Here is a 13,342-nt window from a genome sequence, read left to right as displayed (position 1 = left end):
CTCAACCTCCACTTATTGGAGACACAATATCAATACGATCTCCATCATGAATCACTACATCCTGCCAACGAGATTTAGGTAGCAGTTCATCATTAATAACAATCACAAAACGGCCCTGCACTTGTTGACCTTCAACAAACTGTGCCACGGTGTGTTCTGCATCAATATCCAGTAACTCACCATTGAATTGAATCTGTACGATTACATTAGATGTCATACAACGCTCCAAATTGTATTTGCCCACTCTGCCCTGCTAACAAATGACATAAATCATCAATAACGGCCGGCGCAAACAAATAGCCATGTCGATAAAAACCATTGATAACGTAACCCCAGTCGGTTCGTCTTATCGTGGGAAGATTATCGGGAAGGCCAGGTCGACAATGTGCAGCCATTTCCAGAATGCGTGCTTCAGCAAAGCCTTTATGCAAGCTGTACAAGGCCGACATTAACTCCAAACCACTTCTGACGGTTAGCTGAGAGCGATCATCACTTTCTATCACAGTGGCACCCAGTACATACTCGTTATTTGGACGTGGCGCCAAGTAAAACGGATAACGTGGATGCATCAATCGTATCGCGTGTTTGAAGTTCACTTCAGGCGCTGATACACGAATCACTTCGCCTCGCACACTACGTAATTCGGCTAAATTTGCTTTACCGCCATTGCCGCGACAGTCCAACACCACATCAAAGCTTTCTGCTGAACACTGCAGATAACGTTGTGTGAGCTTTTCGATCTCGGTCGAATTCAACTCACCGATCTCATCTGTTATCACCCAATTAGCATGCAACTCAAGGAACGAAGTCAATTGCTGATAAAGCTGGCGATTATCAATGCATGATTCTTTTTCAAACCACATGGCTTGATCGAAGCGTTCAGCTAATTCTGGCTCGCGTAAACTCAGTGCCGCTTTATCCAGCTGAACATAATCACTGTCTGCCAGCACATGTTTGGCCCGTCTATCAAACCGTTCCATTTCGGCTTTATCACCCTGATGTGCTACGACTAAAGTGCCTTCATTCTGATAAAACACCGGGGCTTCTAACTCGCTGAGCCATTTAGGCCATAGCTGATAAGAACGCATACCAATCGTTTTCACTAAGGGTTCAGCTGTCACCGCTTCAGTTAATGGTGCAACCATCGAAGCGGCGACAAAACCAGCACTATCGCTACCGGTTTTGTCGTCTTTCGATAACAATGTCACTTGATAGCCTGCCCGAATCAGACGCCAAGCTGTCAGGCGTCCGATCAGGCCACTACCGATGATGAGATAATGGCTCATCAAACCTGGCGATAAATTTTGCTGCCGCCTTCCTTGAATTCCTGAGATTTCTCAGCAAAGGCCGCTTTCACATCATGTGAAATTTTCATTGAACAAAACTTCGGACCACACATTGAACAAAAGTGAGCCACTTTTGCTTTAGGTTGTGGCAAAGTCTCATCGTGATATTCACGTGCTGTATCCGGGTCCAAACCAAGATTAAATTGATCTTCCCAACGGAATTCAAAACGGGCTTTTGATATCGCGTCATCACGGATTTGTGCACCCGGGTGACCTTTACCTAAATCCGCTGCATGGGCTGCAATTTTGTAGGTAATGATGCCGGTTTTGACGTCATCTTTATTTGGCAGACCGAGATGCTCTTTTGGCGTGACATAACACAACATCGCCGTGCCAAACCAGCCAATCATCGCTGCGCCGATACCAGAAGTAATATGGTCATAACCTGGTGCGATATCGGTCACCAATGGACCCAAGGTGTAGAACGGTGCTTCATGACACCACTCCAATTGCAGATCCATATTTTCTTTGATCTTATGCATAGGTACATGGCCTGGACCTTCGATCATGACTTGCACATCATGTTTCCAGGCAATTGTGGTTAATTCACCTAAGGTTTTTAATTCCGCCAGCTGGGCTTCATCATTCGCATCAGCTTGAGAACCAGGACGTAAACCATCCCCTAATGAAAATGACACGTCATAGGCTTTCATGATTTCGCAGATATCTTCGAAATGCGTGTAGAGGAAGCTCTCCTCATGATGCGCCAGACACCATGCTGCCATAATCGAACCACCGCGTGAAACGATGCCGGTTGTGCGATTCACGGTCAGTGGGATATGTGCCAAACGCACACCCGCATGAATCGTGAAATAATCGACGCCCTGCTCAGCTTGTTCAATCAAAGTATCTCTGAACACTTCCCAAGTCAGATCTTCAGCCACACCATTAACCTTTTCCAGTGCTTGGTAAATTGGCACAGTTCCTACTGGCACAGGTGAGTTACGAATGATCCACTCACGGGTTTGATGGATATGTTTACCTGTCGATAAATCCATAATGGTGTCACCACCCCAGCGGGTGCTCCATACCATTTTTTCGACTTCTTCCTCAATTGAGGAGGTAGTCGCTGAGTTACCAATATTGGCATTTATTTTTACCAGGAAGTTACGGCCGATGATCATCGGTTCGGTTTCCGGATGATTAATATTGGCTGGGATAATGGCGCGACCTTCTGCCACTTCTTTACGCACAAACTCTGCCGTAATGTAGTGTTCCATATTCTCAGGTAACTCACCACGCTGGGCTAACGCTTCACGGCCCATACTCTCACGAATGGCAATGTATTCCATTTCTGGTGTGATAATACCTTGGCGTGCGTAGTGCATTTGACTGACGTTTTTACCGGCTTTCGCTTTGCGTGGTAAGCGACGGTGATCGAATAATGGAATATCAAAGTCCTGAGCATCTTGCTCACGTGTGTAGGCTGAACTGAACTCGGCTAATTGTTCAGTATCATCACGCTCATCAATCCACGTTTGGCGAATGAGTGGCAATCCTTTTTCAATATCAATGCTTGCTTTGGGATCGGTGTATAAACCTGATGTGTCATATACGACAACAGGCTCGTTGGGAATAGCCGCCAATTCAGGATTGGCATTTGGTGTATCAGTCAAATGAATCTGACGAAATGGCACGAGCAAGTCGTCACGACTACCTTTGATGTAAAACTTCTCACTCCCCGCTAAAGGCTCAGTCGTAATGCCGCTACGGTCTTTAATGTTAATAACTTTATTGGATTGTGTAGACACGTCTCTTCCCCTAAATGAAAACCACGACGGGGAAGATGAGATCGTTGCGCGAAAGCGAACAAGAAAACAGACACCAATCGAAAATGGATCTCGAGTGCAAAACAGGTGTCCTGCTTGTTTCCTACGGAGGTTCTAGCCTCTTCAGGTTCAACGGGTTTCATCTCAGCCTTTCCGGATTATTCCGGTCGGGCACCCCGACAAGTGCTTCGCATGGTAAATCAAAAAGGATTTTTTACACAAGCCTCATCTGGCACAATGGTCTACTATTTTTTCTCCAAACACGCAGGCAGCATCAGGTTCATGGCCAATAAAAAAGACGACTCTGAAGAAGATGAATTTGCATTATTCCGAGAGGAAATGCGCGATGCCACCCGTATACGCCAAAACCGTCTGATTCATAACAAACCGAAACCGGCTGCTAAAGCCATTCGCCAAAAAATCATGGATGATGAATATCAGGGAGAAACCTTCTCAGATATGTTTTCTCCAGAGACGGTTGGTAATGAAGAATATCTTGAATACCGTGGTCCAGGAATTCAGCACAAACTGTTCGGCAAGTTACGTAATGGCAAAGTCCACATTGAAGCCGAATTAGACTTACACGGTATGACCATTGCGAAAGCGGAACCATCACTATCCGAGTTTCTGGAGTTTTGTCAGCAACAACAAATCCGCTGTGTACGCATCATCCACGGAAAAGGTTGGGGTTCGCGTGATAATAAACCCGTCTTAAAAAGCAAACTGAACCATTGGCTACGCCAAAGCGAGATTGTGCTTGCGTTCTGTAGTGCGACTGTCGACGATGGCGGCACGGGCGCGTTGTATGTTCTTCTGAAAAGGTTGTTTCAAGAATAAGTAAGCTAATAAGCCATACACAACAAAGGCATGAAAAATGGATTCATTGAGTACAGGCATCGGAAAAGTAGCACTTAGAACGGCTCTAGACAAAGTAATAAAAACTTATAGAAACAATAAGTTTGATAAATTAATTAAACGATTAGAGACAGGTGAAATAAATTTAACTGATCATGAACTCCAATCAGACGATTTTATTGCTTGTTTCATTAAAACCATTGATGCTATTGATAAAGCTATTTCAAAAGAAAAGGTAGCTATTTTAGAGAACTTGTTTATTAATGGCATCGAAACTCAAGTAATTCGAAATACACCCACGTTGTATGAAGAGACTCTTACTATCATTTCTGACTTATCTATTCGCGAAATAGAAATCCTATTCATTCTAAGTGAAGAGCTAAGCATCGAAGAAGCTCAAGAAGAATCAACCATTGTTCTTGAGCGTAATCAAAAAGCAAAAAAACGTATATGCCAACGCTATAATATTTCTGCTGTTTATACAGCGGCTTTGCTGCATCGACTAGAAAGAACAGGCTTGATTGTTGATGGCAATTTTATTGATGGTCCTGAGTATTTTATGTCTCCTCTCTACCAAGAAATCAAAAAATTAATCCACTATAAAATCTGGCAAAGTTAAATAAATCATCTTTATTTATCTGACTGACTGGAAACAACAAAACAAGGCTGCTTGTTCTGCTTAAGAAACTGGCATAGTTTTTTTGCCTCAGGCTTAGCTGCAAAATTACCCAGTTGTAGACGATAAAAATCTGGCTTAACAGTATCTTCAACGGGTTCGGTAATGGTGGTTTGGTATGTTTGCCCTCTCAAAGCAGCTTTGTTTGTTAGTTGGGCCAAGGCGATATTAACCTGTTCTCTAGACTTAAATGCCCCTACCTGCACACGATAAACAGTCACTGCTTGCGGTTTGTCATCAGACACCTTTTGTTCGGCTTTAACTTTATGAGTCTTTTCGGGCTTTTCGGTTGTGAGCGTCGTTAATTTGTCAGGCGCTGTTTGAACAGTAGATCGTGCCATTACTTCTGCCGTTGGCTGAACGACCTTAATGTCAGATTTTTCTGTGATTTCAGGTAATCCCGGTGGCGCATCGTTAATCGAATGATTGTCACGGTTAGTTAACATCAAAGCATTGGCTTTTTCGATCTGGCTAGCACTTAACTCATCTTTCAGTTGTGCCTGTTTCACAATAGCCTGAGGATGATTTTGTTGACTGGCCAGACTGAACCAGGAATAGGCAGCAACGTTATCCTGCCTGACACCATCGCCACTGAGTAGCATTTCACCCAGTTGGTATTGCGCATGAGCATCGCCTTTTCTGGCGGCTTTTTCAAACCATTGAAAGGCTTGTTCTTTTTGCTGTTTTATGACTGTTTTTGAGGTTTGTTTGTCTCTGAATGCCGCCGTCAACATATCTGCTTTGGCTAGCTCTTCAACCGTTAATCGGTTTCGTATTGCTAGTCGATCAATGGAGGCTTGTTTATGTTTCTTTTCACTGGCTAAGGTTAACCAGGAATAGGCAGCGGCATTGTCTTGTTTCACTCCCTGACCGTTTAATAACATAATGCCTAACATCCATTGCGCCTCAGCGATATTCTGCTCTGCCGCTTTATGCCATGCTTGATAAGCAGTATGAAAATCTCTGTTTTTATATGCCGCAATGCCATCCTGAACGTCGTCTGCAAAAGCAACGCCAGTATAAAACGCAAGTAGCAACAATACGCCAGAAATTGACCATCGTGTTCTTTGCAGAGATGTTTTCATTGTGATGTGAACCTTCTCAACGGGCTGCTGAATATGAGGGATAGCGTAAAGACTTTTTCAACTAGTGAGAAGACGTTATTATTCTGACAATCCATCCGAGCAGTGAAACGATGACACCTGAACAACTACAGCAGTACCTGTATCAACACATTCCTTTATCAGCAGCCATGCAGGTTTCTGTCACAACCTTGGCAGATGACCATGTCACACTCCAAGCCCCCCTGACGCCCAATGTTAACTACCATGAAACCGTATTCGGTGGCAGTGCCTCAACATTAGCCATCTTATCTGCATGGTCACTATTAAATACACGACTCCATAACGCCGGTCTGGACTGCACAGTAGTCATTCAACGAAACTCGATGGAATATGAAAAGCCAATAACGGGCGAGTTTACTGCGACTGCGTACATACCCCTCACTGAAAACTGGGAAAAGTTTTTACGTACTTTTGCACGAATGGGAAAAGCACGAATTACTGTGGTATCGACACTAAGACTTGAGACTGACCGTGTGGGTTTGTTTCAGGGTGAATTTGTGGCTCTGCAACGCTAACCATTAACACCATTTACGAATAGATCCAGTACAATCGTCGATTTTTTATTCTCTATAATAAACAGAACTCATCATGGCTGACGCAAGACCGATTGGTATATTTGACTCTGGTATCGGCGGCTTGCCTATTGCCAAACAGATTAGAGAACGCATGCCTAACGAGCATCTCATCTATTTGGCTGATACGCTGCATGCACCCTACGGTGAAAAAAGCGAAGCCTACATCCTCGAGCGTTCCGTCACGATTACCGAAGAGTTACTCAGTCGGCAAGTCAAGGCCATTGTAGTCGCTTGTAATACGGCGACACTGGTCAGTATTAAAACACTACGGGAACGTTATTCATTGCCGTTTATCGGCGTGGAGCCAGGGTTACGCCCAGCTGCAATGAATACAAAAACGGGCGTCATCGGTGTGTTAGCCACGGCAAAAACACTCACCAGTCAGTCATTCCATGATTTAGCTAAGCGCGTCGCAATGGGTGCTCGGATTGAAATTCAACCCTGCCCTGATCTGGTGATTTTAGTAGAAACATTAGCGTTAAGTTACCAGGACACATACAACACCATTCAACGTTATATACAGCCATTACTGGATAAAGGTGCCGATACACTCATCCTTGGTTGTACGCATTTCACTCATCTCAAAGCCGTTATACAACAGGTTGCCGGACGGAATATCACCATCATCAGCACGGAAGAGGCTGTCGCCCGTGAGGTCGATAGACGATTAACCATGGAGAATCTTCACGCTGAAGCATCTGATCTGGGCACGGTACTGATGTTAAGTAATAGCCATAAAACAGGTTTTGAAAAACAAGTGACAACGTTGTGGGGGCAAGCGGATATACAACTTTTTTAAAGGCTACAATTCATTCTGCAGATAATGTTAAGTCAGTGAAGACGTGATCAGCTGCTTGTCTCATAAACCCATCTTCTCTAAAGTTATCTACAAAACAAGCATTTAGCGTAACATCCTCATAAAGCCAATAGATATAGCCACTTTGTTCTACTCGACGACGCCAATTATATCGACACTGCACCCATCCCTCTTCCAATGCTGAAATCAGCCTGGGTGCAGACTGTGCTGTTTTATATGCCAATGTCCGCTCAGTCAGAGAAAAATGAAAGCGGTCAATATAAAAATCCTCAGTGTCTAAATGAAACTGAATACGCTTATGCTGCTCAGGCTCACCATGCATATCCAGCACAATGCGTTCATCCGCTAGTGTATTTGCTGAAGCAAGACACACCAAGGCTCTGTCAGGCTGATGCAAACGCTGTCGTTTATCAGCTTCACTGCGCTGACTTTTATCCCATTGTGTCAAGAAAGTTTGTACGATAAGCATATGATGATTACGCTTTAGATAAATCCATCTCAGTCAAATGCCCTTTTGTAGCCAACGCTGATGTTTTTGCTGCAATTACTGACAATTTTTCACCATCAACAAGCCCGGTTTGACAAGCGTTAGGGGCTTTTCTGTATTGGTGTGTCATGTAAGCTTCTTGGCCAGGCGGTTATCAGGGCTTTTAATAATGTTGCCAGTGGAATGGCAAAGAAAACACCCCACACACCCCATATTCCCCCAAAAAACAAAACGGCAAGAATGATAGAAACAGGATGCAAATTGACAGCTTCTGAAAATAAAACCGGCACTAACACATTGCCATCAAGCGCCTGAATAATACCGTAAGCAATCAATATGTAAGCAAACTGTTCGGTGAGCCCGAATTGAAAACCCGCTACCGCTGCAACAGGTAATGTAGCGACAGCAGCACCAATAAATGGAATTAACACAGAGAAGCCCACCAAGACAGCCAACAGTGCGGTGTATTGCAAGCCAAAGAATGAGAATGTCGCATAACTCACCGTACCAACAATCGCAATCTCGACCACTTTGCCACGCACATAATTAGCAATTTGATCATCCATTTCACTCCAGATGCGGTTCATCAGCCCACGTTTTTCCGGCATGAATGACAGTACAAATCCAACCAGTTTTTGCCGATCTTTCAGCATAAAGAAAACCAGAATAGGCACTAATACCAGATAGATAATCAAACCAATCACATTACCCAGCGAAGCAATAGACAAAGACACCGCCCTTTGCCCATAAACCGTGAATTGTTTTGCGGTACTGGAAATCCAGCTTTGAATTTCATCAGGTTTGATTAAATTAGGATAATGATAGTGAAGGTTGACAAGCCAGTCCTCACCATTGGACAACATTTTAGGCGTTTCCTGCACCAGGTTAACCAACTGATTCCACAACAATGGCATTAATAAAAAACCCAAAGCCAACATCAAACCGATAAACCCGAGGAAGACTATGGCTACCGCCACCATATTGGGTACACGCCTGTGGGTCAGCATATTCACGACCCCCTGTAACAGGAAAGCAATCACCAACGCCGTAAAAAATGGCGCCAACATCCCGCCCAACCAGATAACCACAGCAAAGCCCAGCACTAAAACAATGAGCAGAATAACGGCTTCTTCATCAGAGAAATAACGTTCTGTCCATTTGCGTAAAATTGATCGCAGTGTCATTGGTCGCTTTATCCTCAGCTATAATTGATTCGCAATAGCGATATTCTGTCACATCAGAACTTAACACGTTGAGAAGAAATCAGCGATGACATAGATATCGTTCATCTTGAACCATGGAGTAATTATGCACAGCCTGGGGAAGAATATAAGCTACATTGATGGTGATAGCGTCCGCTTTTATACCCTCCCATACACCACGCGAATGGTCGTCATTCGCTTAGCAGATGGTTCGCTATGGTTGCATAGTCCTATTCAATTCACGTCTGATTTAGCTAAACAAATAGATGCACTGGGTGAAGTACGTTATTTGGTTGCACCCAATAAATTACATCATTTATTTTTAAAAGACTGGCAACAGCATTATCCATCAGCCTTAGTATTTGGCACAGAACAAGTCTGCCAGAAACGCCCGGATATTCACTTCAATGGTGTACTTACTGCTGATTGGGTTCCACCATGGCGTGATGACATATCACAGCTCTTATTTACAGGCTCAAAGGTGATGCAGGAGTGTGTGTTTTTTCATCACAGCAGCAGAACACTCATTGTGACCGATTTAATTGAGAACTTTCCGGCACACTCTTTCACTCCTTTCAAGCGCTTGCTCGCTAAAACCGCCGGTGTTTTAGCCCCTAACGGCAAGATGCCGATTGACTGGCGATTAACGTTTAAGAAGCTAATTGCCCGCCAGCATCTGCAGCAAATTATTGACTGGCAGCCAGAAAAAATTGTCATGGCCCATGGTGAAGTGATTGAGGAGCAAGCAGTGACATTTTTAAAATCCTCATTTAGCTGGTTAAATCTGACTTCCAGTACTAAGTCATCATGACGCTGATGAGTGATAATTTGATGATGTTTATAGTGACATCGATAGTACTGGCTCTTGCACCTGGGCCGGATAATCTTTATGTCATCTCACAATCAGCATTATACGGCGCCAGAACTGGGCTCATCATCACGCTGGGCTTATGCAGCGGTTTGATTATTCACATTGCGGCGGTAGTGTTTGGTCTGGCTACCTGGTTAACCACTTCCCCCATGACATTTGTATGGTTAAAAATCATTGGGGCTGGCTATTTGCTCTATCTAGCATGGTGTGCATTGAGGACACCAGTAATTACAGCTTTAACTGATACAAAGAGATTAGACACTTCACTCAGCTTGCTTAGAATCGGATTGTTAATGAATGTCAGCAATCCTAAAGTAGCGCTTTTTTTTCTGGCATTTTTACCACAATTTATTGATACATCAGACGTATCTGTATCGTGGCAAATTGTCTATTTAGGACTGATATTTATGCTGACTGCATTGATGATATTCAGCGTTATGGCATTGACTGCAGCCAGTATGGGGCGGTGGTTAATTGTTTCCAGTCGAGCTCAGCGCATCTTGCAGTCACTCACCGCCCTTATCTTTACCTTATTAGCGGCTCGACTACTGTTTTATCAGCTATAACTGTCTATCGTAGTGCCAACTTTGGTGTCCGATGTAGCTTCTGACGAATTGACCGTGGTGTTGGATGGCGTAGCAATGGCTTGATCTTTTTCTGCTGCTTTTTCCTGTTGTTTTTTCAAGGCTTCCAGCTGTTGAATTTGAAGCTGAAGTAATTGAATTTGTTTTTGTATGGCTTCCGCTTGCTTTTCGGAATCTTCACCAGGATTTTTCAACAATGCTTTGAGTTCATTAAACAAGTCCACCATTTTTTTCTTTAAAGCCGCTATACGCGCGTCCAGAGACGAGTCTGATGAGGCAGCGTGTTTAGTCGTCCCATTGCTTCGAACAGATGACAAATCAATATTCATATATGACTCCCTACCAAGCCTCATTAGCGTCCATTATGTTTTGCATCGACAACAGCATGTATTTCTTTAACATTTGTTTGAAAAAAATGAAAACATCTCTTTCTGCCATACACGATTTATGTGACAAAAATAGGTCTTCATAACTGAAATTATTTGCTCTATATTGATAGCTGTCACACATTAAATAGTTCAATAAAGACTCATATCGACCACGCTTGAAAACCTTTCCGCTGAATGTCGTGCCGTTCATATCACTGATGATTTTTATATTGATAATCAATATGTTGATATGGTTATTTTCTATTTTAGTGTTACATAAACAAAGACGGTGGGATGCTCGCGTCGGGATACAACCGTGCTAACGACAGCACTATTACATGCGCAATCAATAAAGTTGATGCGCCAAAAAGCGACTGCGTTTATCACATTAACAATTAATCATCAGCGATTAAGGGATAGAAAATGAGTGGAAATGAATCTCGCCTGCAAGCGATTTCAAATATTACAAACCGTCAAAAAACAACTGTTCACAAATCTGAACCGATAGATAAAATCTGGGCGACGGATGTTTTCAATCTGGCAAAAATGGAGGAAGCATTAAATAAGTCTGCCTTCAAAGCCTTTAAACAGACTGTTCAAACCGGTGCGCCATTAGATCCAGCCGTTGCCGATGTGGTGGCTGCAGCCATGAAAAACTGGGCCTTGTCTAAAGGCGTGAAGTTTTTCTCTCATATTTTCTACCCGATGACCAATATCACCGCAGAAAAACACGACGGTTTTATTGTGACCAATGCTGAAGGCAATGCGATTACAGAATTTTCTGGCAGCTTATTGATTAAGGGTGAGCCTGATGGTTCGTCTTTCCCTAACGGTAGCTTACGCATGACCAATGCGGCTCGTGGCTATACAGCTTGGGATCCGACCAGCCCTGCGTTCATTATGCACACAGAAAACGGCTCTACGTTGATGATCCCAAGTGTTTTCATGTCATGGACCGGTGAAGCACTTGATAAGAAAATCCCATTACTACGGTCCATCTCAGCCATGGATCGTGCGGCCAGAAAAGTGCTGGCTTTAATGGGTGAAACCGAGATTGCGCCGCTTAACTCAAGCTGTGGCGCTGAGCAAGAATATTTCCTGGTCGATAGTAATTTTGCTCTAGCACGTCCTGACCTGCTTTTAGCTGGTCGAACATTATTTGGCGCTGCACCAGCTAAAGGCCAACAGTTTGATGACCATTACTTCGGTGCTATCCCGGAACGTGTCCAGGTCTTTATGCAAGACTTCGAAGACCAGTTATACCGCTTAGGTATTCCTGCTAAAACCCACCATAACGAAGTCGCTCCCGGTCAATTTGAGATAGCCCCTTATTTTGAGTCAGCCAATATTGCTGCAGACCATCAACAATTAATGATGACCTTGATGAAAGCCACAGCAAAAAAACATGGCTTCATGTGTCTGCTACATGAAAAACCTTTTGCTGGTGTTAATGGCTCAGGTAAACACGTTAACTGGTCGGTCAGCAATGCCACACAAGGTAATTTATTAGATCCAGGTAAAACACCGCATGATAATCTGAATTTCTTATTATTCTGTGGCGCAGTTATTCGTGGTGTACACAAATACGGCCCCTTGCTTCGTGCAGTGATTGCTTCTGCCTCAAACGATCATCGTTTGGGTGCGAATGAAGCGCCTCCAGCGATTTTATCGGTTTATCTTGGTGACCAGTTAGAAAAAGTATTCCAGGATATTAAAGCGGGTGATATTGCGACCTCGAAAAAAGGTGGCGAGATGGATCTGGGCCTGTCACAAATTCTAAAATTTGAACGTGATCCAGGTGATCGTAACCGTACATCCCCTTTTGCTTTCACTGGTAATCGCTTTGAGTTCCGTGCTGTGGGTTCATCCCAATCGGTATCTGGCCCCTTAGTGGCCATGAATACAATGCTGGCTGGCTCGCTTGACTGGATTGCTGAGAAATTAAAAGCTGAATTAGATAGCGGCAAAGATCAAACCACCGCAGTACTGGCCGTTCTGAAAGAGTTAATGGAACAACACGGTAATGTTGTTTTCGGTGGCGATGGCTATTCTGAAGAATGGCACAAAGCGGCGGTAGACGTGCGTGGTCTGAAAAACTTACCGACTTCTGCTGATGCTCTGCCTTACCTTCGTGATGAGGCTATCCGTGAGTTATTCTCTCGCACTGGTGTATTCACACCTGTCGAACTGGAAAGCCGCTTTGAGGTATACGCCGAGCAATATATTCTTTCTATTGAAGTGGAAGCCAAGCTCGTAGTTGAGATGGCAAAAACGTTGATTTACCCATCCGCATCGCAGTATCTGACAGAACTGTCCGTCACCCATACCAGTATGGCAGACATGGGAATAGAGATGAATAATTCCGTGGTGAGTCTGATTGCTCAGGAAACCAATGCTATGTTGGCCACGGTCAGCGAACTTGAAGCGGCTTTAAATAAGCATGACTTTGATTCAATTGAAGCACATATGAACTTCTGTGCAAATGATATCCGTCAGTTGATGGATAAAGTGCGTTTACATGTTGATACGCTTGAAGGTGAAGTGGCTGACGACTTATGGCCACTGCCTAAATATCGCGAGATGTTATTTATCAAATAACTGATGTCATTGCTATTAAGGCCGCTTTAAGCGGCCTTTTCTTTTAGTGGTGTCATATCGTTTCTACAGA

The 13,342-nt window shown here is 43.7% G+C and carries 14 protein-coding genes and 1 riboswitch; of the genes, 7 read left to right on the top strand and 7 right to left on the bottom strand.

The features are described from left to right. Position 1: 1 nt before the first annotated feature. The 3 genes from thiS to thiC are packed head-to-tail and all read right to left on the bottom strand — an operon-like array spanning position 2 to position 3,097. Positions 2–217 (bottom strand): sulfur carrier protein ThiS, encoded by a 216-nt coding sequence (gene thiS, locus B3V56_RS13345; protein WP_286304433.1) that lies wholly within the window; start codon positions 215–217, stop codon positions 2–4. Then, positions 207–1,286 carry an FAD-dependent oxidoreductase gene (locus B3V56_RS13340; protein ID WP_289282272.1) on the bottom strand — a complete coding sequence of 360 codons (1,080 nt, stop codon included), beginning with the start codon at positions 1,284–1,286 and terminating at the stop codon, positions 207–209. Before B3V56_RS13340 ends, thiS begins: the two co-directional genes overlap by 11 nt. Continuing rightward, the gene (gene thiC, locus B3V56_RS13335) at positions 1,286–3,097 is read right to left on the bottom strand and encodes a phosphomethylpyrimidine synthase ThiC (RefSeq protein WP_289284406.1); all 1,812 of its coding nucleotides are present in this window, start codon (positions 3,095–3,097) and stop codon (positions 1,286–1,288) included. Before thiC ends, B3V56_RS13340 begins: the two co-directional genes overlap by 1 nt. A 101-nt stretch (positions 3,098–3,198) precedes the next feature. Further along, positions 3,199–3,304: riboswitch (TPP riboswitch) on the bottom strand. A 93-nt stretch (positions 3,305–3,397) separates the two neighbouring features. Here thiC and B3V56_RS13330 point away from each other — a divergent pair. Together B3V56_RS13330 and B3V56_RS13325 are read left to right on the top strand one after the other, a co-directional pair. Next, positions 3,398–3,952, top strand: coding sequence for a Smr/MutS family protein (locus B3V56_RS13330; protein ID WP_289283323.1), 555 nt, complete (start codon positions 3,398–3,400; stop codon positions 3,950–3,952). Between the two features lie 37 nt (positions 3,953–3,989). Then, on the top strand, positions 3,990–4,589 hold the full coding sequence (locus tag B3V56_RS13325) for a hypothetical protein (RefSeq protein WP_289283324.1): 600 nt from the start codon (positions 3,990–3,992) through the stop codon (positions 4,587–4,589). A gap of 11 nt (positions 4,590–4,600) precedes the next feature. Here B3V56_RS13325 and B3V56_RS13320 read toward each other — a convergent pair whose 3' ends face one another. Beyond that, positions 4,601–5,731, bottom strand: a complete 1,131-nt coding sequence (locus B3V56_RS13320) for an SPOR domain-containing protein (RefSeq protein WP_289283325.1) — start codon at positions 5,729–5,731, stop codon at positions 4,601–4,603. A 110-nt stretch (positions 5,732–5,841) separates the two neighbouring features. Between B3V56_RS13320 and B3V56_RS13315 the strand changes: the two genes are divergently transcribed. Together B3V56_RS13315 and murI are read left to right on the top strand one after the other, a co-directional pair. Further along, positions 5,842–6,285 (top strand): YiiD C-terminal domain-containing protein, encoded by a 444-nt coding sequence (locus tag B3V56_RS13315; RefSeq protein ID WP_289283326.1) that lies wholly within the window; start codon positions 5,842–5,844, stop codon positions 6,283–6,285. A gap of 73 nt (positions 6,286–6,358) precedes the next feature. Next, positions 6,359–7,144 carry a glutamate racemase gene (gene murI, locus B3V56_RS13310; RefSeq protein WP_289283327.1) on the top strand — a complete coding sequence of 262 codons (786 nt, stop codon included), beginning with the start codon at positions 6,359–6,361 and terminating at the stop codon, positions 7,142–7,144. A 10-nt stretch (positions 7,145–7,154) separates the two neighbouring features. Here the strand turns inward: murI and B3V56_RS13305 are convergent, their stop codons facing one another. Both B3V56_RS13305 and B3V56_RS13300 read right to left on the bottom strand, forming a co-directional pair. Next, the gene (locus tag B3V56_RS13305; protein ID WP_289283328.1) at positions 7,155–7,631 is read right to left on the bottom strand and encodes a hypothetical protein; all 477 of its coding nucleotides are present in this window, start codon (positions 7,629–7,631) and stop codon (positions 7,155–7,157) included. 119 nt (positions 7,632–7,750) lie between these two features. Beyond that, complete coding sequence (locus tag B3V56_RS13300; protein ID WP_289283329.1) at positions 7,751–8,833, bottom strand: AI-2E family transporter; 1,083 nt, start codon at positions 8,831–8,833, stop codon at positions 7,751–7,753. Between the two features lie 124 nt (positions 8,834–8,957). Between B3V56_RS13300 and B3V56_RS13295 the strand changes: the two genes are divergently transcribed. Both B3V56_RS13295 and B3V56_RS13290 read left to right on the top strand, forming a co-directional pair. Beyond that, positions 8,958–9,662, top strand: a complete 705-nt coding sequence (locus B3V56_RS13295) for a DUF4336 domain-containing protein (protein ID WP_289284405.1) — start codon at positions 8,958–8,960, stop codon at positions 9,660–9,662. Positions 9,663–9,667: 5 nt separating this feature from the next. Continuing rightward, positions 9,668–10,288, top strand: coding sequence for a LysE family translocator (locus B3V56_RS13290; protein ID WP_289284404.1), 621 nt, complete (start codon positions 9,668–9,670; stop codon positions 10,286–10,288). Here B3V56_RS13290 and B3V56_RS13285 read toward each other — a convergent pair. Then, the gene (locus tag B3V56_RS13285) at positions 10,279–10,635 is read right to left on the bottom strand and encodes a FlxA-like family protein (protein WP_289282916.1); all 357 of its coding nucleotides are present in this window, start codon (positions 10,633–10,635) and stop codon (positions 10,279–10,281) included. The two genes, B3V56_RS13290 and B3V56_RS13285, sit on opposite strands and share 10 nt — an antisense overlap. Before the next feature lie 462 nt (positions 10,636–11,097). Between B3V56_RS13285 and B3V56_RS13280 the strand changes: the two genes are divergently transcribed. Continuing rightward, positions 11,098–13,272, top strand: a complete 2,175-nt coding sequence (locus B3V56_RS13280) for a glutamine synthetase III (RefSeq protein WP_289284403.1) — start codon at positions 11,098–11,100, stop codon at positions 13,270–13,272. Positions 13,273–13,342 lie beyond the last annotated feature (70 nt).

The organism is Methylophaga sp. UBA2513, from assembly GCF_002341285.1.
Lineage (GTDB): Bacteria > Pseudomonadota > Gammaproteobacteria > Nitrosococcales > Methylophagaceae > Methylophaga > Methylophaga marina.
The sequence above is the reverse complement of the archived record's forward strand: the minus strand, read 5'-3'. Positions and strand labels throughout refer to the sequence as shown.

Excerpts from the sequence above, each read along its gene's own strand:
- B3V56_RS13305 (WP_289283328.1), bottom strand. The coding sequence starts at position 7,631 with ATGCTTATCGTACAAACTTTCTTGACACAATGGGATAAAAGTCAGCGC.
- B3V56_RS13340 (WP_289282272.1), bottom strand. The coding sequence starts at position 1,286 with ATGAGCCATTATCTCATCATCGGTAGTGGCCTGATCGGACGCCTGACA.
- thiS (WP_286304433.1), bottom strand. The coding sequence starts at position 217 with ATGACATCTAATGTAATCGTACAGATTCAATTCAATGGTGAGTTACTG.
- B3V56_RS13300 (WP_289283329.1), bottom strand. The coding sequence starts at position 8,833 with ATGACACTGCGATCAATTTTACGCAAATGGACAGAACGTTATTTCTCT.
- B3V56_RS13295 (WP_289284405.1), top strand. The coding sequence starts at position 8,958 with ATGCACAGCCTGGGGAAGAATATAAGCTACATTGATGGTGATAGCGTC.
- murI (WP_289283327.1), top strand. The coding sequence starts at position 6,359 with ATGGCTGACGCAAGACCGATTGGTATATTTGACTCTGGTATCGGCGGC.
- B3V56_RS13325 (WP_289283324.1), top strand. The coding sequence starts at position 3,990 with ATGGATTCATTGAGTACAGGCATCGGAAAAGTAGCACTTAGAACGGCT.
- B3V56_RS13290 (WP_289284404.1), top strand. The coding sequence starts at position 9,668 with ATGAGTGATAATTTGATGATGTTTATAGTGACATCGATAGTACTGGCT.
- B3V56_RS13330 (WP_289283323.1), top strand. The coding sequence starts at position 3,398 with ATGGCCAATAAAAAAGACGACTCTGAAGAAGATGAATTTGCATTATTC.
- B3V56_RS13280 (WP_289284403.1), top strand. The coding sequence starts at position 11,098 with ATGAGTGGAAATGAATCTCGCCTGCAAGCGATTTCAAATATTACAAAC.
- B3V56_RS13320 (WP_289283325.1), bottom strand. The coding sequence starts at position 5,731 with ATGAAAACATCTCTGCAAAGAACACGATGGTCAATTTCTGGCGTATTG.
- B3V56_RS13315 (WP_289283326.1), top strand. The coding sequence starts at position 5,842 with ATGACACCTGAACAACTACAGCAGTACCTGTATCAACACATTCCTTTA.
- B3V56_RS13285 (WP_289282916.1), bottom strand. The coding sequence starts at position 10,635 with ATGAATATTGATTTGTCATCTGTTCGAAGCAATGGGACGACTAAACAC.